This window comes from Sphingomonas oleivorans (genome assembly GCF_003050615.1).
Lineage (GTDB): Bacteria > Pseudomonadota > Alphaproteobacteria > Sphingomonadales > Sphingomonadaceae > Sphingomonas_H > Sphingomonas_H oleivorans.
This window is the reverse complement of sequence record NZ_NWBU01000010.1, coordinates 395,661-417,235: the sequence shown is the minus strand read 5'-3', so window position 1 is coordinate 417,235 and position 21,575 is coordinate 395,661. Positions and strand designations below refer to the sequence as shown.

The following is a 21,575-nucleotide window of genomic DNA, read 5'->3' as shown; positions in this document are numbered from 1 at the left end:
TAAACACAAAGGCCAGGCGCGTGGCGCCGGCGGAGTATGCCCACCTTCGCCGGCGCCCGTTTATCCGGAGCCTTTCTCGCACATCGGTCCTGGCCCTGCCGATCAGGAGATCCTCATGAGAATGATTATTCTGGCGCCGCTGCTCGCGGCGATCCCGGGTGCTGCGCTGGCCGAGCCGCTGACTTTTGATGCGGCGCTCCAGCGGGCCGCGCGTGAAGCGCCGTCGCTCCAGGCAAACGAGGCGGGCGTCGATGCCACACGTTCGGCCGCGATTGCCGCCGGCCGCTTGCCCGACCCCACGCTTGACCTTGGCGTTCAGGGATTTCCGGTTTCTGGTCCCAACGCCGGGAGCTTCAACCGCGACGACTTTACCATGACGACCATCGGTCTCAGCCAGCAATTTCCCAATCCTGCCAAGCGCCGCGCCCAGCGCGAACGTGCACAAGCCGACATCGGCATTGCCGAGGCAGGGGCTGCGGCCGAGGCGCAGAATGTCCGTCTCGAGACCGCGCTTGCCTGGGTCGATCTCTATTACGCGAAGCGACGTCTCGCACAGCTGCAACGGCTCGACGCGAGCCTCAGCGAACTTCAGGCGACGGTATCGGCTAGGCTGGCGTCGGGCTCAGCGCGGCCCAGCGCGGCACTCGAGCCGGATCAGTTGCGCGGCGCGGTCAACGACCGGCGCAGCGACCTCGCCGCCGAAGTTACCAAGGCGCAGGCCAGGCTGGCGCGCTTTACTGGCGATCTCCAGGCCGATGTCTCGGGTGATCCACCCATGCTTGAAGTGGATCGTGCACAGCTGGCGGCGAGGCTTGGGGGGCTGCCGCGCTTGCAGGCCCTCGATGCCGAGACGAGAGCGGCGGACGCGGAAACCGAACTTGCTCGCGCCGACAAGCGTCCCGACTGGCGGGTCAGCACCTCCTATGGTCGCCGAGACCCCGCATTTGGCGATCTTGTGTCGGTCGGTGTCAGCATCGACCTGCCGCTCTTTGCCAGGCGCCGCCAGGATCCGAAAATCGCCGCGCGAGCGAGCGAAGCTGAACGGGCGCGGCTGATGCGTGCGGCCGGGGAACGCGAACTCGCCGCCGCGCTCAATGGCGATCTTGCCGACCATGCCATGCACCATCAGCGCCTCATGAATGCGCGGAATACGCTGGTACCGCTCGCCAAGCACCGGGCCGAGCTCGACATGGCAAGCTATGCTGCCGGCAAGCTCGACCTCGGCAGCGCGCTGCTCTCGTCGCTGGCACTGGCCGAAGCCGAAGTCGATGCATTGGCACGCGAGGCCGATGTCGCACGCGACACGATCCGTATCAATTTTACCTATGGGCCAATTACGGATGGGGGAACGCGGCCATGATGATGAACGCGAAGAACACCGCGCGCTGGGGCGTCGGAGCATTGACGATCGCATTGGTCGCAGGTGGCGGCGGCTATTGGCTGGGCCAACGCGGGGGGCCTGCGAGCGAAGCTGAATCGACCCAATCGGGGCGGAAGATCCTTTACTGGTACGATCCAATGGTGCCGGCCGAGCACTACGACAATCCCAATTCGCTTTCGTCGATGGGGATGAAGACCATCCCCAAATATGCCGATGAAGCGCCTGCCGCGAACGCGGCGCCGGGAATCAGCATCGATCCGACCGCGCGGCAGAACCTCGGGCTGCGCGTGGCGACCGCAGAGATCGGCAGCCTGCCCTCGACGCTCACGGTCACCGGCACGATCGACTTCAACCAGCGCAATGTGGCGATCGTTCAGGCACGCTCGGGTGGGTTCGTGACGCGCGTCTATGGCCGGGCGCCGGGCGACGTGATCGGCGCGGGCGCACCTATCACCGATCTGCAACTGCCCGAATGGGGCGGCGCGCAAGGAGAGTTTCTCGCAGTCAAACGGCTCAACAAGCCCGAGCTTGCCGCCGCCGCGCGTCAGCGATTGCGGCTGATGGGCATGTCCGACGGTCTGATTTCGCAAGTCGAACGCACCGGGCGCACCAGCGGCACAGTGACGATCACCTCGCCGATCTCAGGCGTGATCCAGACACTTGACGCTCGCGTGGGCGTGACGCTCGCCCAAGGCCAGACACTGGCGCAAGTCACAGGGATCGGTACGGTGTGGCTGAACGCCGCTGTACCCGAAGCACAAGGCTGGACCGTAAGGATTGGCCAGAGTGTGAACGCCACGCTTGCCGCCTTTCCCGGCGAGACTTTCACCGGGCGGGTAATCGCGATCCTACCCACAACGCAGCCCGAAAGCCGCACGTTGACCGTGCGGATCGAACTCGCCAATCGCCGCGGGCGGCTCCGCCCCGGCATGTTCGCTAGTGTCGCACTGGGCGGCGATCAGAAGCAGGCCCTCCTCATCCCAAGCGAGGCGGTGATCCGCACCGGCGCGCGCACCCTCGTTATGCTCGCGCTTGATAGCGGCCGTTACCGCCCCGCCGAAGTCCGCGCGGGCCGCGAAGGCGGCGGGAAGACTGAGATTCTGCAAGGGCTCAGTGCCGGCGAGAAGGTTGTGGCTTCGGGTCAGTTTCTGCTCGATTCCGAAGCGAGCCTGACCGGAATCGCGGCGCGGCCTTTGGAGGGCGGCAAGTGATCGCCAGCATCATTCGGGCCTCGGTGCGAGCCCGCGGCCTCGTGATCGCCGCCGCCCTGGTGCTCACGGCAATCGGGGTGGCAGCAATCAGGACCACGCCGGTCGATGCGCTCCCAGACCTGTCCGACGTGCAGGTAATCATCCGCACGACTTATCCCGGCCAGGCGCCGCAGATCGTCGAGAACCAGGTCACCTATCCGATCACCTCGACCATGCTCTCGGTCCCCGGTGCACGGGTTGTGCGCGGTTATTCCTTTGTCGGCGATAGCTTCGTCTATGTGCTGTTCGACGACGGCACCGATCTCTACTGGGCGCGAAGCCGCGTCCTCGAATATCTGAGCCAGGTGCAAAACCGCCTGCCCGAAGGGGCGAAAGCCTCGCTCGGCCCCGATGCAACCGGTGTGGGCTGGATCTACGAATATGCGCTGGTCGATAGGACTGGTGGGCACGATCTAGCGCAATTACGCTCGATCCAGGACTGGTTCCTGCGCTTCGAATTGAAGACCGTGCCCGGAGTCGCCGAGGTCGCCAGCATCGGAGGCATGGTCAAGCAGTACCAAGTCGTGGTCGATCCACAGAAGCTCGTGGCTTACGGCGTCACTGCCGATCAAGTTGCGGAAGCATTGAAGCGCGCCAATCAGGAAACGGGAGGCGCGAGCGTCGAAATGGCCGGCGCCGAATATACCGTGCGCGCCAGCGGTTACCTCAAAACCCTCGACGACTTCCGCGCCGTGCCCATCCGCACCGCAGCGGGCGGCATCCCCGTGACCTTGGGCGAGGTCGCAAACGTCCAGATCGGACCGGAGATGCGGCGCGGCATCGCAGAACTGAACGGCGAAGGCGAGGTTGCCGGCGGCGTCATCGTCATGCGCCAGGGCCAGAACGCGCGTGCGGTGATCGACGGCGTCAGGACAAAGCTTGAGGAACTCAGGAAGAGCCTGCCGCCGGGCGTCGAGATCGTCCCGACCTACGACCGTTCGGGGCTAATCGAGCGCGCGGTCGAGAACCTCAACCACAAGCTCATCGAGGAGTTCGTCATTGTCGCGCTCGTCTGCGCGCTGTTCCTCTGGCACGCGCGCTCGGCGCTGGTGGCGATCCTGACCCTGCCGCTCGGCATATTGATCGCCTTCATCGTCATGCGGCTGCAGGGGCTCAACGCGAACATCTTGTCATTGGGCGGCATCGCAATTGCCATCGGCGCGATGGTCGACGCGGCCGTGGTGATGATCGAGAATGCCCACAAGCATCTCGAACGCTGGCACGACGCCAATCCCGAAAGCGAACCCGATTTGCCAACGCGCTGGCTGATCGTCACCCTTGCCGCCGAGGAAGTCGGCCCGGCGTTGTTCCTGAGCCTCCTCATCATCACCTTCTCCTTCCTGCCCATTTTCACACTCCAGGGGCAGGAAGGTCGCCTGTTCGCGCCGCTTGCCTTCACCAAAACCTATGCGATGGCGGCGGCCGCGTTCCTCTCGATCACGCTGATCCCGGTGCTGATGGGGCTGCTGATCCGGGGGCGCATCCCAAGCGAGGAAGCGAATCCCATCAATCGTTGGCTGGCGCGAGTCTACCGGCCGGCAATCGACTGGGTGCTCAAGCGGCCCAAACAGACGCTGCTGATCGCCACGCTGATCTTTGCCACCACCCTCTGGCCGATGTCCCGGATCGGCGGTGAGTTCCTGCCGCAGATGAACGAGGGCGACCTGCTCTACATGCCCTCGGCGCTGCCGGGCCTCTCCCCGGCGGAGGCCGGCCGACTGCTCCAGCAGACAGATCGGCTGATCAAGACCGCGCCCGAGGTCGAAAGTGTCTTCGGCAAGGCTGGCCGCGCCGACAGCGCGACGGATCCCGCTCCGCTCGAAATGTTCGAGACGACGATTCGCTTCAAACCCCGCGACCAGTGGCGGCCGGGCATGACGCCCGAAAAGTTGGTCGAGGAGCTCGACGCGCGGGTGAAGGTGCCGGGCCTCGCCAATTTCTGGATCCCGCCGATCCGCAATCGCATCGATATGCTCGCCACCGGAATCAAGAGCCCGGTCGGAATCAAGGTAGCAGGTTCCAACCTTGCCGAGATCGACCGCGCGGCGAGGCAGATCGAGCAGGTGGTGAAGGTTGTGCCCGGCGTAGCCTCCGCCCTCGCCGAGCGGCTGACTGGCGGTCGTTACATTGATGTCGATGTCGACCGCGCTGCCGCGGGCCGCTACGGCCTCAATGTCGCGGACGTCCGGGCGGTGGTTTCCGGCGCGATCGGCGGCGATACCATCGGTCAGACGGTCGAAGGGCTAGCTCGCTATCCGATCAGCGTGCGGTATCCACGAGAGGTGCGCGACAGTCCGGACAAGCTCGCGAGCCTCCCGGTGCTGACACCCTCAGGCCAGCAGATCACGCTCGGCACGGTAGCCTCGGTCCGGGTCAGCGACGGCCCGCCGATGCTCAGAAGCGAAAACGGCCGGCCGGTCACCTGGATCTATGTCGACGGCCGCGACCGCGACATGCAGACGCTGGTTAGCGACATCAGCCAGGCGATCGCGCGCGAGATCAAACTCCCACCCGGCGTGAGCGTCTCCTATACCGGTCAGTATGAGTTTTTCGTCCGTGCCAAGGAACGGATGAAGCTCGTCATCCCGGTGACGCTCGCGATCATCTTCGCGCTGCTGTACTTGACCTTCCGCCGCTGGGACGAAGCGCTCTTGATCATGGGCACGCTGCCTTTCGCACTGACCGGCGGACTGTGGCTGCTCTACTTGCTCGGCTACAATCAGTCGGTGGCAAGCGCGGTCGGGTTCATCGCACTTGCCGGCGTCGCTGCTGAGTTCGGCGTAGTGATGCTGATCTATCTGAAGCAGGCACTGGAAGCGCGCGAAGATGGCGACGTCGCTGCAGCGGTACGCGAAGGCGCGCTATTGCGCGTGCGGCCCAAGGCGATGACGGTTGCGGTGATCCTCGCCGGCCTGTTTCCGATCCTAGTCGGTGGCGGCACCGGCTCGGAAGTCATGAGCCGCATCGCCGCCCCGATGGTTGGCGGCATGCTGACCGCACCGCTGTTGTCGATGCTCATCATTCCCGCAGCCTATCTGCTGATGCGGCGCAAATCCCAATCCCACGTTCAACCCGAAGGAGAAGTGAAGTGAAGAAATGCCTCATGATTGCGTCGAGCCTTGCCCTGGTGGCTTCGCTAGCCGCCTGCAAGAAGGAAGCCGAAGCGCCCAAACCCGCTGAAAGTTCCACCACCAATACTGGCAGCATGTCCGAGATGCCGATGGCGACCGAAATGAAGCACGGCAAGGGTGTCGGGACCGTGACCGAGATCGACGCGGCAAAGGGCATGGTGACCCTCGATCACGGCGACATAGCGGAACTTCAGTGGCCTGCCATGAAAATGGGCTTTGCCATCAAGCCGGAACTGCTCGTGGGCCTCAAGGTCGGCGACAAGGTCAGTTTCGAGATTGACTGGGATGGCAAGGCCGGAACGGTCACCAAAGTCGAGAAGGTCGGCTCCTGAGCCCTACCTTCATGATGAACGGAGATGCTGGGGCGTGGTTGCGTGTGGACGGAGCCACGCCCCGGCACTTTGGACGCTGGGGCGACCTGTCTATATCGTTTCGGCCTGTGCTCAGCCACAATGCCGCTAGGCGTTCTCTAGGTCGCAAATGATAAATTTGCCTCAGGCTGAGATTGTCCAACCGAGACAGGGCAGAATTCGATGACGTCTGCTTCAAGACCCACCCGTCAAATTGGGCCGGCCTAACCGGTGCTCAATAACGCCATCTGTCCTGGTCGGATTGTAAACGTGATGCGACCGTCACGCCGCGTAGTGAAAACCCGGCGCTGCTGACCGCAGAAATCAATTCCCTGTGCGTGACGGCGATAATCAGCAATCGTCTCTTGGGTGGCATATTGGATACCTCCGTCCGAAATGACCACAATCTCCGGTGACAGTCCAGTCCAATCGAAAAGTTCACGGCAATAGCCATTGTGTCGGCCATGGTGGGAAGCAACGAATACAGTGATGCCTTTACGCATTTCGGCAATAAAGTCCCGGCGCTGGAGCAGGCGGTGCCATCCGGCCACCTCCATGTCACCGGCAAACAAAATTGAGAACCCCGGCAAGTGCCCGGCAGCCGGCCAACGCATCGCCATGACCAGGCTGAGATTGTTCTCGTCAACGAAGTCGCCGGGATAGTCACTATAGAAGCATTGATATGTCATCCCGTCATAGTTGGGCCATCGAGTGACGCTCGACCCGAAATCGCATGTCATGTCGGCGAGCGCTTGAATGCCCGCACCCATGCCGCCGCTCGATTTGAGGTCATAGAGGTCGTTCCCAAGAACCGTCGGATTTCGCGTGAGGATACCGATCGACGCCGCGCGGCGGACATTCACCAGATCGCTGGCATGATCTTCATCATAGTTGGTTATGACCAGCTCATCGAGATGCCGGATGTTTCTTGCGCCCAGCATCCTGGACGGACGCCATCCGGTGCCGCCATTGTGACCGCAATCGACCAGCATATGGGCACCCGAATCGCTGGAAAGGAGCGAGCACTGGCCATGCTCGACGTCGAATATTTCAAGCGTCGCCATCCCCCCCACTCTTCTCGGATGGCCGGCTTTGGTTGCTGCTGTCGAGTTTGGCCATGAAGCTCGACCAATGCTCGGTCAACAATGCGTGTGTGACCTGTTCGCCGCGCTTTACGAGCCTCTCAATCCACTCGTCCGGCATGGCGGAAAAATCGGTCGGGTAGCCGGCGACCTCGTCGGCGCTGATAAAATCGGATGGAGGGCAGGCAAGCCGCTCATCCTTTTGCCCCAAATATGGGTGCAGGAAGTCGTCGATCGCTCCCATAGCCTTGAGATCAAACAGGCGCTTGATGGCGAAATTCTGCGCGCGGGCAAAAATGCTCTCGAAAGCAGCTGTGAGGCGGGCAGCAGCCAAGGATGGGGCCGGCGCAGCTTCGAGCCCATAGCCGGCTCGACAGGCGATGATCCGGGAATATTGGCTAACGTGGAAGCTGATCGAAGCGTCACGATCGGGCCAAAGCGGAGCAAGGCCGAGATTGTCGTAGACGCCGCCATCGGTGAGGATCACCCGTCTCTTCGACACAGCTCCGTCCTTTGACGTAAAACTGATCCGGCGATCGATCGCGGGAAGCGCAAGAGGATAGGCTGCAGAAGCCGATACAGCATCGGCAATCTCGATGTCGTCCGGAGACGCAGATCCGAACCGCCATGAAGCAACCTGATCGGCGGCAAAATAGAACGCTGACTTGGTCTGCAGTTCGCAGGCGACGATAATGAGCTTCGGACGATCGGAACGTAGGGTGGAAAGCGGATCCCCTGCAAATATCGAACTGAATACCTTTCCCAAAATCGTCGTTCTGCTGGCGCGCCTGCGGATCAACGACTGCCTCAGCCAGCTGATCCGGGTTCTGGCTTTGATGTGAAAAAGTGCCAAGAGCCGGTTGACCAGGAATGCGATCAAGCGGTCGCCTGCGATCACCAAGAAGTAGACGAGCGCCTTCGCGCCCTCGGCGGTACTGAGCATCTTCCAAATCGCCGGACGCACGAATCCTCGCCGAAGGAGCGTACGCACCTTGGCCTCGAACGCACCAAAATCGCCGGGCGTATGACAGTAGAGCGCTCCGAGCACGCTGCCGCCCGAGACGGAAGAGATGACGGTGATCCTGTCGAGCAGGCCGGCATCGAGAAGCGCGCGCAGGCATCCAAGATGAAAAGCCATGGCGCGCGAGCCCCCGCCGGACAAGGCCAAGGCAATCCCGGTTCTAGCCACCGTTGAATCGCCGTTAGCCATGCCGCATCGCTCCTTCGCCGACGCGCCAAGAATGCCAGCCTGCCCGGATCCAGGTCTCGGGCGCGCCGCAAATCGCCATCACATAGGGAGCACCCGTCGGATCGAGATGCGTTTCCAGATGCTTGAAGACCACCTCATCGTCGTCGCTTGGCTCGACCTTGGCTCCGTCGGGGTGGCTGTGCCATTCCCCTACATAGACGATCGAGCCGGCTGATCGCGCCTCGATCCCTTCGACAAGTGGCTTCAGGTGTTTGGCGCCGCGGATGAAATAGGTCGGCGATTGCCGGCTGTCGGGTGGGGCCGGAAGCGCCGCCACGACGTGCAGCACCCGCCTTGAAAGGTCGAAGCTGCCAAGCAGCACGCCACCTGTTTCGTTTGGCGCACGCTGTTCTCGCAGACGCCGCATCGTCTCAATCACTGCCTCTGAAACGGTGACCCTAAAATCGTCGAACTCATGCCGCCGAACCGGCCTGAGATTGAGTTCCATAGGCGTCACGGCCCCTGACCCGGCCTCCAGGCGCCAAATCAATGCGACTGCCTGCTCTTCTTCCAGTAGCGAAAGCAGGCGCCCCGCAGCGATTCCGCTCAGGGCCTGAACTTGCCAGGGGGGCAATGGACGGGTCAGATCCTGGCAAGCATTTGCATAGCGCACCATGTCAGTGCGAGCGGACGCGAGATGGTCAGCGAGAAGTGGATCGGTTCCGGCGCAGAGGAAGTAATATGCCTCGATCTCGTCGAGACGAAGGGCACGCGCCTTGTCTTCCGCGAGAACCACCAGGTCTCGCCCATCTGGACCGAAGAAGAAACTTGCGGCCCGAGCGATTTCGGCGTTGTCGGACACCGCGCCCAGAACGGAAGGTGACGCACTGAAATCGACGGTGAGGTCGGCGGCCCCCACGGCTTCGCGCACTGCCTCAACAGCGGCCCCGGGGGCCAGGAAGTTCGCCCGAATATGCGTGTCTCCGCCTTCGGCAAGACAGGTGTCGAGCAGTAGGGCTGTGGTTTCCGCCTTGGGGAAGCCCGTCATGGCATCGGGGTGAATCTGCCGGACCAGATTGTGGGGCAGATTGATATCGCTGTCGATTACGGTCCATTTGCCGATGCCGGCATGCTTCGTGTTGAGCATCACATTGGAGCCAATTGCGCCGGCGCCAATCCCGACGAGGGAAACGCCCCGATCGGCCGGGTTGCCAGCGTATAGGCGAGCCGTCGCGTGGTCCAAGCGTTGAACGACACGCCAGCCATAGAGGGCAATCTCACTGAGATTTTCAACGGGGGCTTTGGTCAGCAGGCGCCCAAAGCGCCCCGTGTCGGGATCCCGTTCGACAAGACCGAGCCTCTGAGCCAGCGATTCGATCTTCTCGGTCGGACTGAACGCCCAATGCTCCCACGCTTCGACCTCGCCATCCGCGGTCCTGCGTTTTGGGATCGAAATGAGCAGTACGATCACTCTATCACCCTGAGGCAATTGCTCAAACAGCCACGCCTCCAGCGTCCCGAGCAGGTCACGCCCCATTTCCCCGACAAGATCGTGCAACCTCTGCAGATCCCGGGGCCGGTGATGTAGAGCGCCGTGAACCTGCGGCTCGACTTCGAGAGAGAAAATGGCGAACGGAACCGGTCGACAGCCATTTTTTCGCGGACGCGCATCGAGAACCGCCGTGAGCCGATCCTCATCATCCTCCACGACGACACCGTGCCATTCCGTCGGCGGATGACCTGGCGGAACTACCAGCGTGCTCGAAGTTGCGAGGATCATCGGTTCTAGGGGCTGATCCGGATTATGAAGTTCCCCGCTGGCAGTGCGTGAGAACCAGTCACGTATCCGCTCGATCAGGCGCTGGGCCGTGAGGTTACGGCTCAGGTCATGCCAGTTCTCTTCCCAAATGCAGAGGCAACGGCCATCACCGCTCGGCTCATAGTTCGTATGGACAAGATCGAGAGGAAAGTCGGCGCGCTGCGAAAAGACCGATGGCGGACCATCGACCCTGACCGGGAAGACGAGACGGACGGGCTCGATGTCGCTGATGGCAACCGCCCTATCCTGAACCAGTTCGGGCTCGATCAGCAGGTCGACAATGTCGCTGTCGCCGGAGAAATCGAGCGCCGCGATACGAGCAAACGGGTAATCGACGCTGCCCTCGATATATTTGATCAAAGCGACGACGCGCGGGGAACGCGGCGCCGGCTTGCCGCCGTTCTCCATCAGCCGGCGCGCGGCGCAGCGCCACCAATGATGGCAGCCGAGCCCCCTGCCAGTTTCTTCACGCTATAACCCTTGCTTCCAATCTCGATCGTGAGCGGCTTCGGACTCTTTTGGCTCGGATGTTGCATCGTGACGAGAAACTGCCCGCCTAGCTCACTGGCGACGCCCTTGTAGTAATTGGCGGCCTGCCGGTGCGGGGGCTGGTCACTGTCATCATTGTCCGGGATCGGCGAACTGGTGGATACTAGCAGGCCGCCGTCCTGGCCCTGCTCCTCGTAAAGCCACCGGAGGCGCTCGACAGGCTCTGTCTTTTCGTCGCCTTTGTCCGGGCCCAGGGATAGGTAGCTCGAGTGGTGGGGTACGTTGTTGATGTCCCACATCAAGCGCTCGTCGTTGCCGTGCTTGCGGGTGACGCGAACGATGTCGTCGATCACTTCATGCGGGCAATCCGCCGAGAGAATGAGGCGCGTGAGGCGTTCGTCGACCTTGAACGTTGCCTGCATGAAGATCGCAGTATCATTCCGCTTGTAGGTATCGTCGTCACAATGATCGGCGAAGGGAGCCAGAACGAAGAACTCCACGCCGTCAGCGGCTTGGTTGAATTCGGGGCAGAGCGTGCCGGCGTCACTGATGAGGTTGCGCCGCTTGGCCGGATCGACCCCGCGTTCCTTGAGAAAATCATCGAGCGCGTCGGGCCGGCCGAAGACCCGGATGCCCTCCCCCTTTTCGACGAAGCGATACCGCGCCTCGGTGCGAAGCGTACGCGCCTGGCCCTTCACGCCCTCCTCGAGGATGGCCGTCGCCGGCACCCACATCGTCTTGATCTTGATCCGGTCGTCGCTCTGATATTTCTCGGCGTGCTGAAGCCAGAACACCTCCTTCGCCCGATTGCAATGATCGGTGTCGAGGTGCGTGAACGCCACGACATCGATCTCCTTGTCGCCATTCAAGCGGTCCCGGATCTCCTTCTCAAGATCGCAGCGCTTGTCGTCCTTGTCGTCAGGATTGTGCATGTCGGCAAAATCGAACAGGACCCGCCGGCCGTTCGCGAGCTCGATGAAGCATGTGTCAGCATTGCCGATTGGAAAGAAGGTAACAGCCGGCATTCGAAACTCCCTGGAGTCAGAGCGGCGAAGGCTTTCGATCGGGCGACAGGACGAACATGCCCCCCTTTCCCCTCGTCAAAAAACCTATATGTGTCGGGTAACCCGAGCGTTCAAGGATAGCCGATGGAAAAAAGTGAGCAGGATGGATCGACCCTCCGTTGGAGCATCGCGCAGCGGTTGGAGTTCATCGAATTCCGGCTGATTTGGGAGGGCCGGATCAACCGGGCCGACATCAGTGAACGGTTTGGCGTCACTGTTCAGCAGGCGACCGCTGACCTGCAACACTATGAGAAAATAGCACCAGAAAATCTCCGCTACGACCGCAATGCGAAGACGTTCGTTCCGGGCACGGGTTTCGAACCCCAGTTCCTTAAGCCGCTGGCCGACCGCCCGCTCCTCCAGCTGGCGGCGATCGGCACCGGATCAGTGGAGCCGCAGGAGACCTGGTTCTCGGAGTTACCCCCAATCGGCGTCGCGCCAATTCCCCGTCGGAGCGTTCTGACGACAACTGTGCGCTGGATCCTTGAAGCGATCCGCACTCGATCGGCGATCGACATCGAGTACCAGTCCGTAAAGCGCCCTGCGGCCATAAAACGCAGCATCAGTCCCCATGCGCTGGGCCATGATGGCACACGCTGGCATGCGCGCGCCTGGTGTCCAAAGAACCGGTGCTTCCGCGATTTCGTGCTCTCGCGAATGACCCAGATGGGTTCGCTCTCACCATCGACGGTCGATCCGGAACTGGACTTCGAGTGGACCACGGAGATCGAACTTGTCCTCGTGCCTAATCCCGAGCTCGGCGAAGGCCCCCGCAGGTCGCTAGCCAAGGAATACAACATGGCCCGCGGCCGCTTGCACTTGCCCGTGCGCGCCGCAATGGCCTTTTATGCGGTGCAGCATTTGAATCTCGATCTCACTCTGGACCCAGCGCGGCAACAGCTGGTGCTACTGAACAAAGGCGAGGTCGATGCGGCCTGTGCAGATGCTAGAGGCCGGACATTAGCAGGATTGAGGGAAGCAGGGCATCTTCTGGACTGATTGGCGGCCATGATCCAGCGATCGAGATTGCGGCGGTCATCGCGGCGCTTGTTCGAGGCTTGGTGATAAACGTAGGCGCGAGACGTCCGGTTGCATGAACGGTGGTCGGGACCATCGCTCTGGGGGGCGACCGGGAGGGTCTGGAAGTGCAGGAATCCAAAAATTCACCGACTTTAGGAAGTGACTTCGGCAATCCAAGCATTGATCTCTGCTTCGACCCACACGGCGCATTTCGGGCCAAGTGATCGCGATTTCGGGAACCTGCCTTCGCTCATGCGCTGATAGATGGCGGAGCGCTTCATTCCGACCCGAGCCATAACCTCTGGCAAGCGCAGAAGCCGGGCAGGCGAAGGCACCGCCTCGTCACAGGGGCCAGGGGAAACTTTGTTCTGGGGCGCAGCGGTCATTGGTCATTCCTGTTGTCATGAAAGCTCGGTCCCCTCCGAGGCGGTTTGGATCAACGTGGCAGCGACATCGCAATGTCGCGGTTGGCAAAATCGTCGATGTGCTTCGCCAGCATGCGCGCGACAAGTTGCGAGGTGCCATTCGCCCAACGCGGCCTCAAATCAGCGATCCTGCGTCCCAGAGTTCGCTCAAGGTGGACTGGCAGTGCGCTAAAGAATTCCTCCAAAAACTCGCCCATCTCGCTGCGCATCCACTCGCACGCGAGGTCCTCCTGCCCCGTCAGAGCAAGGATCATGCTCGCCCGTGGGAAGGCGCCACAAACGACAAGAATGCACGCTGCTTCATCGAGCCCGATCGGTCGTTCGCCACGCATTACACGCAGCAAAGTCTCCCTGTGCATGCCGACCTCTCGCGCGATCTGGTGCCTCGGCTTGTCGGCTGCTTCGACAGCGTGCGCCAGGATTCGGGCGAGACTGTCGTTTGCCTGACCGTTGGCGGATGGGGTTTGATGCATGGCTGATTCTCCTCATTGATAGCGATGAGTCGCAGCCATATCCCGGCCACTCCCATGTAGGAAAATGAAAAGAACACATAAGGAACATCTCGTTTATAGGCGAATCGGTCTCAGACCTCGAGTCGTCGGCGATCGACGCGGGTAAGGCTGGAAAACTCCGTCACAATCTAACGGAATATCCGCTGTTTTCAGCCAAACACGCCGACAACATCAAATCGATCCGTCCATATTCTTCCGCCAAGAGGCAGGTTGAACGCGCCGGCCTTTCCTACAACGATTTCCTAGATGCATGTGGAACACACAGCGAACGAAAGACGCTGTGTTCACCCCTCCAGACGGAGCTCCATATGCAGTCCCTCACCCTCCCCCGGCGCATCGGTGCCAATGGCCTCGGCAAGGCCATCAATCTTGCCATTCCCGTTGCCTTGGCCGCACTCGCCGCCAGCGCTGCCTATGCCGGCGCCGACACGACCTTCACCCCGGCGCTGACCAAGTTCACGGACTTTCTCGAAGGCTCGGGCGGCAAGATCATCACCGTCCTCAGCCTCGCGGGCGGCCTGATCGGCCTCGCTTCGGGGCGCTTCTCGCTCGGGCAGGTCGCGGTTCCGGTCGGTGTCGGCATCGGCGTCGGCACGGGTGTCCCGATCGTCACTTCGGTCGTGACCGCGGTCATCTGACGGTCGGGCACGGGAAGGCGCGTCGTCATGACGGACCCCTACATCATTCCCCGTCGGCTCGACGATCCAGAGCTCATCGGCTTCTGGACCATCGACGAGTTTGCCGGGATGATTGTCCCCTTCACCTGGGGAATCCTCAGCCAGCATATCTTCATCGGCATTGTTGTCGCCTTCGGCGCCTGGTTCGCGCTGCGAAAGGCAAAAGCAGGACGCGCCAGCTCCTGGGTAGCCCATGCCGCATATTGGTATCTGCCGGCCGGATTTCTGGGCCTGAGGTCGACGCCGCCTTCCCACTGCCGCCTGCTTGCCGGTTGAGGGGAGAGACCCATGTTTGCCGACATTTCGCATGAACGTCAGCAGTCCCTGCTGCGCCAACGCAACCTCCTGGCGCTGACCAGCACTGGTCTCGGCCTGGCACTGGTCGTCGCGACAAGCCTTGCCGCGACCCGCGACCGCGAGGTCGTGCTGCTCCCGACGCTGCCCAAGCAACTGACCGTAACCAGCGCAGGCGTTCAGGCCGATTATCTCGAACTCGTTACCCGCGACACCGCACTCGTTCTCCTGAACCGGAGCCCCGAGGGTCTCGACTATTGGATGAACGAAATCCTGAAGCTCGCCGATCCCGGCAGCTACGGGAGCCTCAAGGCTGACCTGGTTCGCATCGTCGAGGAACAGCGCGGCTCGGATGTCACCCAGGCTTTCGTCATTCGCTCGATGACGGTGGATCCGAAGGGGCTGACGTCCGAGGTGAGCGGAACGCTCAAGACCTTTGTTGGCGCGCAGGTCATCGCCAGTGACGAGCGCCGGTTCCGCTTCAACTGGACCTATCGCGGGCTGCGCCTCGCACTCTCGGGCTTCGTCCAGCTTCCCCCACAAGACAAGTCCAAGGAGGCCAAGTGATGGCTCATCGATCCCGCAGGACAAGGGCCTTGGCTCTTGCCTTCGCGCCCATGGCGGCATTCATCGCCGATCCCGCATTTGCCGATCAGTTCAAGCAGGCCGCCGACGGCGCCGGCATCGACTGCTCCGTCTCGGCTCACGAACTGACCCGGTTCGCTTTGGTCGATGATCAGTTCGCCAGCGTCTCGAAGATCTCTACGGGCACGCCGTACAACGATTTCGCGGTCACCAATGAACCGCTGCGCGGCGACATCTACGTGTCGGTCCCAGAGACCTACGCGGCGAGGTCAATCAGCTTCTTTGCCACGACCAAGAAGGGGTTCGTCTACAAGATCGCCTGCCGCATCGAGAGCATCCCTGCGGCGCAGATTTTCATCACGAACCCTGCGATCGCGAAGAGCGATGCCGCGCGCTGGGAAAGCGAAACGCCGTTCTCCACCAGTGCGGTGCGCCTGGTCCAGGCCATGGCCAATGACCGGACGATCGAAGGCTTCGAAGTGCGGCAATCGTCGGCCCTGCCGGCACGGGTCGGCAATCTCGAGATCCAGCTCGTCGCCGACTATCGCGGCGCAAGCCTCGCCGGAAAGGTCATCCGCGTCACCAACCGCGGCGGCAAAAGCCTTACCCTCAGCGCGAGCGATCTCGCCCCTAAGGACACCCTCGCAGTTTCGATCGCCAACCCGGTGCTCGAACCCGGCACCAGCACGACGGCCTTCGTGGTCGGCGCGAATGGGGAGAGCAGCCATGACTGACACCCAAGACCAACCGGCGCCCCTGCAGGCCGAGCCTGCTTCGCCATCGGAAGTGACCGGACTCAACGCCCGCACTGCACGGCGACAGAAGCTACTCCTTGGCTCCCTCGGCGCGATTGCTCTGGTCGGCGGGAGCTGGTTCATCCTGGGCGGCGACGACAAGGCGAAGTCCAGCGATCCCAATGCGGCCCAGACCATCGAAACGGCAGGCCTCGTCAACCGCGACCTTTCGCAGCGCGAATTTGTCGCGACCTATGGGAACCGCCTCGACGCGGTGACGCGCGAGCAGAAGGCTCTCAAGGATGCGGCGGTCCCCCGCACCGAAGTCGAAGCCCAACTTGCTGCCCTCAAATCCGAGAACCAGGCGATGCGGGTCGATGGCCAGGCGGCGATCGATGCGATCTCGGCCGAGAATGCGGACCTCAAGTCCCGGCTTTCCGCCCAGCCCGCTGCCCCGGCGGCGACACCGCCTGCACCGGCTTATGGCCCGCAGGCAGGTGGCTATGACGCGCGAGGCCGCACAACGACGCCGCCGCAGGCGGGCGCCGGCACTTCGGTTGGCGGAGAGGCGATGGCCCCTTCTCCCGGTGAAGTGAAGCTGATGAGCTTTACCTCGGAGAAGGCAAACACAGGCGGCTTGAAGGCGGCAAGGCCAGATGCTCCGCCGGTCGTGGTCGAGGATTCGCCCGACTATCTGCCGCCCAACTCCTACGCATCAGCCCGCGTGATCGTTGGGGTTGATGCTTCGGCCGGCGTTGCCAGCCAGACCGACCCGCTTCCTGTTGTCCTCAGGATTACGGGACCTGCCCGCTCGGTCCTGCAGAACGGCAAGATGCTCACAACCCGCATCCAGGGCTGTGTGGTCAATGGCGCGGCGCGCGGCGATCTCTCATCGGAGAAGGTCTATGTGAAGCTGGCGCGCATGACCTGCGACCAGCCCGGTGGGCGTGTGGCCGTCTCCGAGGTCAAGGGCTTCATCAGCTTTGCCGGCAAGTCCGGCGTGCGTGGGCGCGTCGTCAGCCGTGAAGGCAGTCTTGTCAGCCAGGCGCTTCTCGCCGGGATCATCGGCGGGTTCGGCCGGGGCTTCTCCGCCAACTCGAACAGCGTCTTTTCCGGGGTCACCACCAATCCCGACGGCAGTCGCTCCAAACTTTCCGCCGGAGACATTGTCGGTGGCGGGCTCGGCCAGGGCGCGGCGGACGCGGCCGATACGGTCAGCAAATATCTGATCGAGCGAGCCGAACAATACCAGCCCGTCGTCGAGATGCCGACCGGCATCGATGTCGAAATCGTCTTTCTGGACGGCGTTTACGTGAGGAATTCCCGATGATTGAAGCCCCCAAGCAACGGACAAGCCGTTGGCTGCGTCCGGCCGCAGGCATTGCCGCCCTCATTACCCTGTCTGCTGCCACCGGCTGGGGCGTGGCCAGTCTCGCCTCGACGGCAAGCGGCCCAGACACCGCCAAGGTGCGAGCAGCGCTCAAGCTGCGCCTGCCCAAGACGCCGATCGACGCGATCAACTGCAAAGGCCTTGGCGGCCTATGCGAAGTCGCTTCGAAGTCGACGCTCTTCTACGTCGATCGGGCGGCCAAATATCTCGTCATCGGGCGGGTTTATGACATGGAGGCGCGCCAGGACCTGACGGCAGCCCGGTTGCTGGCGCTCAATCCCGACCTGCTCGCCGCAGGTGCCGCCCGGCGCCCGGGCGACGAGGATGCGCCTCCTCCACAGCGCGCAAGCATGCCGACCCGGGTTCCGTTGGCCGGGCTGCCCGCCAACGGCGCGATTAGCTGGGGACCGGCGGGCGGCCCCAGAGTGGTTGTCTTCTCCGACTTCCACTGCGGCTACTGCAAGAAGCTCGAAGCCGAGCTGAAGGCGATCGGCGCACGGGTCGAGGAAAGGCCGATTTCAATCTTCGGCGCGGAAAGCCGAAAGGATGCCGAGCGCGTGATCTGCTCGGCCCGGCCCGAAGTCGCGCTGCACATGGCCTATTCAGGGCTGGCACTCGCCAACCCCAAGCCCTGCGACACAAGCGGGCTCGATGCCAACGAGGCATTCGCCAAGGCCCACGGCTTTGGCGGCACCCCGGTCATCGTCCGGCCATCCGACGGCGCCGTCCTCGAAGGTTTCCGCCCTGCGGCTGCGCTGCGGGCATTCCTGAGCGGCACCGCTGCTCTCTCGATCACAAAGGACAAAACTCATGGCTAATCCCCTGCGCCTTCTCGCCTGCGCCTGCCTTGCGGCCCTGGTCAGCGGCTGCGCGACCTTCGGCACCAATGTCGAAGGGGACTTCACCTGCCGCGCGCCCAAGGGCGATTGCGCGCCCTCCCACGTGATCGATGCGCGTGCCACCGCTGTGGTCGAGGATGGCGCCGTACCGCATGACCTCGCCCGTGTCCGGGCCGGGGTTGCAGGCGGGGACACCACACGCACGGCCGAGCGCACCCTCAAGATCGTGTTTCCGGCGCATGTCGATGAGGCGGGGACGCTTCACGATGAAGCCGTCGCCTGGACTGTTATCGAAAATCCGCGTTGGGCCGCGGAACTGCGGCGCAAGGTGGGCGAGGAAACCGCTCCGCCGCTGATGCGCCAGTTGCGGCGCCAGCTCAAATCAGCTCAGCAAAAGGCTGACGCGGCGAGCGTAGAACCCGCGCAGAACGCGGATGCAGCACAGGACGATGCGGCACCGCTCGTAGGGGCCGATCCCCTACCCCAATCCTCGCCCTTTTCGCTTGCCGCCCCGCCCAACCTAGATTCCCCCGTTGCCTCGCCGCTGGCCCTCCCCTCCACGGCGCGCGAGGCCGTAGCCGGTGCCAAGGCACCGGCGGTCGAGGGGTTCGACATGTCTCCTCCCCCGCATGATCGGACCCCTCGGCCTCTTGGGCAGGCTGCATCGCCAACCTTCCCAAGCATCGAGGCCATCCAGGCGGCGATCGCCAAGCACTCCGCGGCCAAGACCACCGAGCCCGCCGCACCCAACAAGGATCACAAGTGATGGCCGAGAAGCTGAAGTCGATTATCGACCGCGTGCTCTCCGGCCTGCTTGGCGATGCCGAACATGCCGAGAAGGACCGTCCGCACCTCATGTTGGACATGCTGTCGGACTGGCTGCCCTATCGTGTCTACGACCCGCATAGCCGGCTCTATTTCAACGCACGGTCGAAGGGCTTCATCCTCTCGGTGACGCCGCTGATCGGGGCCGACGAACGTACAGGCGAAATCCTCGGCCAGTTCTTTTCCGAAGGGCTTCCGGCGGGCGCCTGCCTCCAGGTGCTGCACCTCGCCAGCCCCCGGATCAGCCGGATTGTCGCGCCATGGTTCGCGCCGCGTTATATTCAGGGCGGCGTCTATGAGGCGATCGCCCGGCACCGGGCAAAGCGGCTTTACGGGCTCGTCTGGCAGTCGGGTTCCGCAGATGCGCCCTTCCATGCCCGCCACCATCAGGTGATCGTGTCGGTCGGCGTTCCCGCTTCCAAGGCAACCAGCAACGAGGAGCTCAAGCAGACCCGCGACGGCCTCATCGCGATGCTGAAGTCCCTGAACCTCGGCGTTGCCGAAGTGGGACCGCAAGAACTCATCGGCGTGATCGACGACCTGACTTCGCCGACGACCGCGCCGCAAGACGATGCGGTTCCCTACAATCCCAACGATCCGATTGCCGCGCAGGCCATCCGCCACGACATCGAACTCGTCGTGCACGAAGACCGGATGCAGCTCAGGACCGAGCGTTTCCGTGCGACAGGCAAGATCAATGACGGCGTTCCCGAGATCGGCACCGTCTACCCCGATGCCTTCGACGTCAGGCATTTTGCGTCACGGAACATGCCGCAGCGCTGGGCGCCGTGGGAGTGCGCGCGACTGATCGGCGATCTCTTCACCGACAAGCTGCGTTTTCCCTGTCCCACCGCGACCATGCTCTGCCTCGTCTATCCCGACCAGGAAGCCGCTGCGGCGAAAGCGGGGTTCAAGTTCATGCGCACGACCAGCCTGGCGGGCACACGCAGCGCCCGCTTCCTGCCGCGGATCGGCGAGCAGGCTGCCGAGTGGCAGCACGTTCAGTCCGAACTCCAGGAAGGCCGCCGGCTTGTCCGGGTCTTCTACGGTCTCACGACCTTCTCGCCGCTGGGCCATGGCGACCGGCACGAGCGGGCGATCAAGTCGATCTACAAGGCGGCAGGCTGGGACCTTGCCGACGAGCGTTATCTTCAAGTCCAGGGTCTGCTCGCCGCCATGCCGCTGACATTGGCCGATGGCCTCGGCGCAGACATGGAGCGCCTGAAACGCTTCAAGACCGTGCTGTCGACGACGGCCGCCAACATCGCCCCGATGCAGGGGGAATATCTGGGGAGCACCCACCCGCACCTGCTGTTCGTCGGCCGCCGCGGCCAGCCTTTCTTCTGGTCGCCGTTCGAGAACGAAGCGGGCAACCACAATGTCGCGATCTGCGGCAAGTCAGGTTCGGGCAAGTCGGTGCTGCTCCAGGAAATGTGCGCGGCGCTGCGCGGAGCCGGCGCGCAGGTGGTGGTCATCGACGATGGCCGCAGCTTCGAGCATTCGGTCAAGCTTCAGGGCGGACGATTTGTCGAGTTCACGATGAAGGCAGGGTTTTGCCTCAATCCGTTCTCGATGATCGATGTCGTCCGCGCCGAGGAGGACGAGGACTACCGTCTCGACTGCTTTGGCATGATCAAGGCAATCGTGGGCCAGATGGCCCGGCACAGTGCGAAGCTCACCGACACCGAACGCGGCCTCATCGACCGGGCGGTCAATACCGTCTGGAACGAACATGGCGCCGACGCGAGCATCACCAGCGTGGGCGACGCTCTGGCTGCGCGCGGCACTGAGGCTGCCGGCAATCTCGCCACTGCCCTCGCCCCCTTCACGGCAGGGGGCACTTACGGTGCCTTCTTCGAAGGTCAGGCGAGCCTCGACCTCGATGCGGACTTCACGGTGTTCGAGATGTCGGATCTTGCGAGCCGCGAGGAACTGCGCGCCGTCGTCCTGTCCGCCATCATGTTCATGACCAGCCAGGCGATGACCCGCAGCCCGCGCTCGACACGTAAGCTGCTGCTGATCGACGAGGCCTGGTCGATGTTGAAGGGCGGCTCGATGGGTGAGTTCGTCGAGACCTATGCCCGCACCTGCCGCAAATATGGTGGCGCGCTTGCGACCGCCACCCAGTCGCTCAACGACTACTACAAGTCCGATGGCGCCACGGCCGCACTCGAGAACAGCGACTGGATGCTGATCCTCCAGCAGAAGCCCGAGACCATCGCTGATTTCAAGGCGTCGAAACGTCTAGACATGGACGACCGTACCGAGACCTTGATCCGCAGCCTCAAGCGCTCGGGCAGCGACTATTCGGAGGTCTTCATCAAGGGGCCGGAGACCGAGGCCATCGGCCGGCTCGTGCTCGATGATTACTCGGCGACACTCTTCTCAAGTTCGCCCCAGACCTTTGCCGCGATCGATGCGGAGATTGCCCGCGGCCACCAGCTCGCCGACGCGATCGAGCGGATCGCCTTCGCCAATCGCACCTGAAACTTCATCTCCCAATCAAGGATTCCCGTTTT

General features: G+C 62.8%; 19 protein-coding genes. 13 read left to right on the top strand and 6 right to left on the bottom strand.

Features of this window, described 5'->3' with window-relative positions; translation table 11 throughout:
- Positions 1-115 precede the first annotated feature (115 nt).
- The 4 genes from CLG96_RS13210 to CLG96_RS13195 are packed head-to-tail and all read left to right on the top strand — an operon-like array spanning position 116 to position 6,094.
- Complete coding sequence (locus CLG96_RS13210) at positions 116-1,360, top strand: TolC family protein (protein ID WP_107968430.1); 1,245 nt, start codon at positions 116-118, stop codon at positions 1,358-1,360.
- Positions 1,357-2,592, top strand: a complete 1,236-nt coding sequence (locus tag CLG96_RS13205; RefSeq protein ID WP_243395768.1) for an efflux RND transporter periplasmic adaptor subunit — start codon at positions 1,357-1,359, stop codon at positions 2,590-2,592. Before CLG96_RS13210 ends, CLG96_RS13205 begins: the two co-directional genes overlap by 4 nt.
- On the top strand, positions 2,589-5,723 hold the full coding sequence (locus CLG96_RS13200; RefSeq protein WP_107968429.1) for an efflux RND transporter permease subunit: 3,135 nt from the start codon (positions 2,589-2,591) through the stop codon (positions 5,721-5,723). The genes CLG96_RS13205 and CLG96_RS13200 overlap by 4 nt, the downstream gene beginning before the upstream one ends.
- Complete coding sequence (locus CLG96_RS13195; RefSeq protein WP_243395767.1) at positions 5,720-6,094, top strand: copper-binding protein; 375 nt, start codon at positions 5,720-5,722, stop codon at positions 6,092-6,094. The genes CLG96_RS13200 and CLG96_RS13195 overlap by 4 nt, the downstream gene beginning before the upstream one ends.
- Before the next feature lie 242 nt (positions 6,095-6,336).
- Here the strand turns inward: CLG96_RS13195 and CLG96_RS13190 are convergent, their stop codons facing one another.
- From CLG96_RS13190 to CLG96_RS13175, 4 genes are read right to left on the bottom strand one after another with little or no spacing between them, the layout of a single operon-like run.
- Positions 6,337-7,176 (bottom strand): ComEC/Rec2 family competence protein, encoded by an 840-nt coding sequence (locus CLG96_RS13190; RefSeq protein WP_107968428.1) that lies wholly within the window; start codon positions 7,174-7,176, stop codon positions 6,337-6,339.
- Complete coding sequence (locus CLG96_RS13185; protein WP_107968427.1) at positions 7,163-8,404, bottom strand: patatin-like phospholipase family protein; 1,242 nt, start codon at positions 8,402-8,404, stop codon at positions 7,163-7,165. The genes CLG96_RS13190 and CLG96_RS13185 overlap by 14 nt, the downstream gene beginning before the upstream one ends.
- Positions 8,397-10,610: a Mov34/MPN/PAD-1 family protein gene (locus CLG96_RS13180; protein WP_107968426.1), complete on the bottom strand. Its 2,214-nt coding sequence runs from the start codon at positions 10,608-10,610 to the stop codon at positions 8,397-8,399. Before CLG96_RS13180 ends, CLG96_RS13185 begins: the two co-directional genes overlap by 8 nt.
- A complete protein-coding gene (locus tag CLG96_RS13175; protein ID WP_107968425.1) occupies positions 10,610-11,716 on the bottom strand; it encodes a ComEC/Rec2 family competence protein in 1,107 nt (368 codons plus the stop codon). Before CLG96_RS13175 ends, CLG96_RS13180 begins: the two co-directional genes overlap by 1 nt.
- Positions 11,717-11,839: 123 nt before the next feature.
- Between CLG96_RS13175 and CLG96_RS13170 the strand changes: the two genes are divergently transcribed.
- On the top strand, positions 11,840-12,754 hold the full coding sequence (locus CLG96_RS13170; RefSeq protein ID WP_107968424.1) for a BrxR family helix-turn-helix transcriptional regulator: 915 nt from the start codon (positions 11,840-11,842) through the stop codon (positions 12,752-12,754).
- Positions 12,755-12,927: 173 nt separating this feature from the next.
- Here CLG96_RS13170 and CLG96_RS13165 read toward each other — a convergent pair whose 3' ends face one another.
- Positions 12,928-13,161 (bottom strand): AlpA family transcriptional regulator, encoded by a 234-nt coding sequence (locus tag CLG96_RS13165; RefSeq protein WP_107968423.1) that lies wholly within the window; start codon positions 13,159-13,161, stop codon positions 12,928-12,930.
- A gap of 50 nt (positions 13,162-13,211) precedes the next feature.
- Positions 13,212-13,673 carry a transcriptional regulator gene (locus CLG96_RS13160; RefSeq protein WP_107968422.1) on the bottom strand — a complete coding sequence of 154 codons (462 nt, stop codon included), beginning with the start codon at positions 13,671-13,673 and terminating at the stop codon, positions 13,212-13,214.
- A gap of 347 nt (positions 13,674-14,020) precedes the next feature.
- On the opposite strand from CLG96_RS13160, the gene CLG96_RS13155 reads away from it, so the two are divergent.
- The 8 genes from CLG96_RS13155 to traC are packed head-to-tail and all read left to right on the top strand — an operon-like array spanning position 14,021 to position 21,543.
- Positions 14,021-14,350 (top strand): hypothetical protein, encoded by a 330-nt coding sequence (locus CLG96_RS13155; protein ID WP_107968421.1) that lies wholly within the window; start codon positions 14,021-14,023, stop codon positions 14,348-14,350.
- A 27-nt stretch (positions 14,351-14,377) separates the two neighbouring features.
- Positions 14,378-14,665, top strand: coding sequence for a type IV conjugative transfer system protein TraL (gene traL, locus CLG96_RS13150; RefSeq protein ID WP_107968420.1), 288 nt, complete (start codon positions 14,378-14,380; stop codon positions 14,663-14,665).
- Positions 14,666-14,677: 12 nt separating this feature from the next.
- The gene (locus CLG96_RS13145; protein WP_107968419.1) at positions 14,678-15,250 is read left to right on the top strand and encodes a type IV conjugative transfer system protein TraE; all 573 of its coding nucleotides are present in this window, start codon (positions 14,678-14,680) and stop codon (positions 15,248-15,250) included.
- Positions 15,250-16,002: a type-F conjugative transfer system secretin TraK gene (locus tag CLG96_RS13140; RefSeq protein WP_107968418.1), complete on the top strand. Its 753-nt coding sequence runs from the start codon at positions 15,250-15,252 to the stop codon at positions 16,000-16,002. The genes CLG96_RS13145 and CLG96_RS13140 overlap by 1 nt, the downstream gene beginning before the upstream one ends.
- The gene (locus CLG96_RS13135; RefSeq protein ID WP_107968417.1) at positions 15,995-17,332 is read left to right on the top strand and encodes a TraB/TrbI/VirB10 family type IV secretion system protein; all 1,338 of its coding nucleotides are present in this window, start codon (positions 15,995-15,997) and stop codon (positions 17,330-17,332) included. The genes CLG96_RS13140 and CLG96_RS13135 overlap by 8 nt, the downstream gene beginning before the upstream one ends.
- Positions 17,329-18,210 carry a DsbC family protein gene (locus CLG96_RS13130; protein WP_107968416.1) on the top strand — a complete coding sequence of 294 codons (882 nt, stop codon included), beginning with the start codon at positions 17,329-17,331 and terminating at the stop codon, positions 18,208-18,210. The genes CLG96_RS13135 and CLG96_RS13130 overlap by 4 nt, the downstream gene beginning before the upstream one ends.
- On the top strand, positions 18,203-18,997 hold the full coding sequence (locus CLG96_RS13125; protein ID WP_107968415.1) for a conjugal transfer protein TraV: 795 nt from the start codon (positions 18,203-18,205) through the stop codon (positions 18,995-18,997). Before CLG96_RS13130 ends, CLG96_RS13125 begins: the two co-directional genes overlap by 8 nt.
- Positions 18,997-21,543: a type IV secretion system protein TraC gene (traC, locus tag CLG96_RS13120; protein WP_107968414.1), complete on the top strand. Its 2,547-nt coding sequence runs from the start codon at positions 18,997-18,999 to the stop codon at positions 21,541-21,543. Before CLG96_RS13125 ends, traC begins: the two co-directional genes overlap by 1 nt.
- The last annotated feature ends 32 nt before the right edge of the window (positions 21,544-21,575 follow it).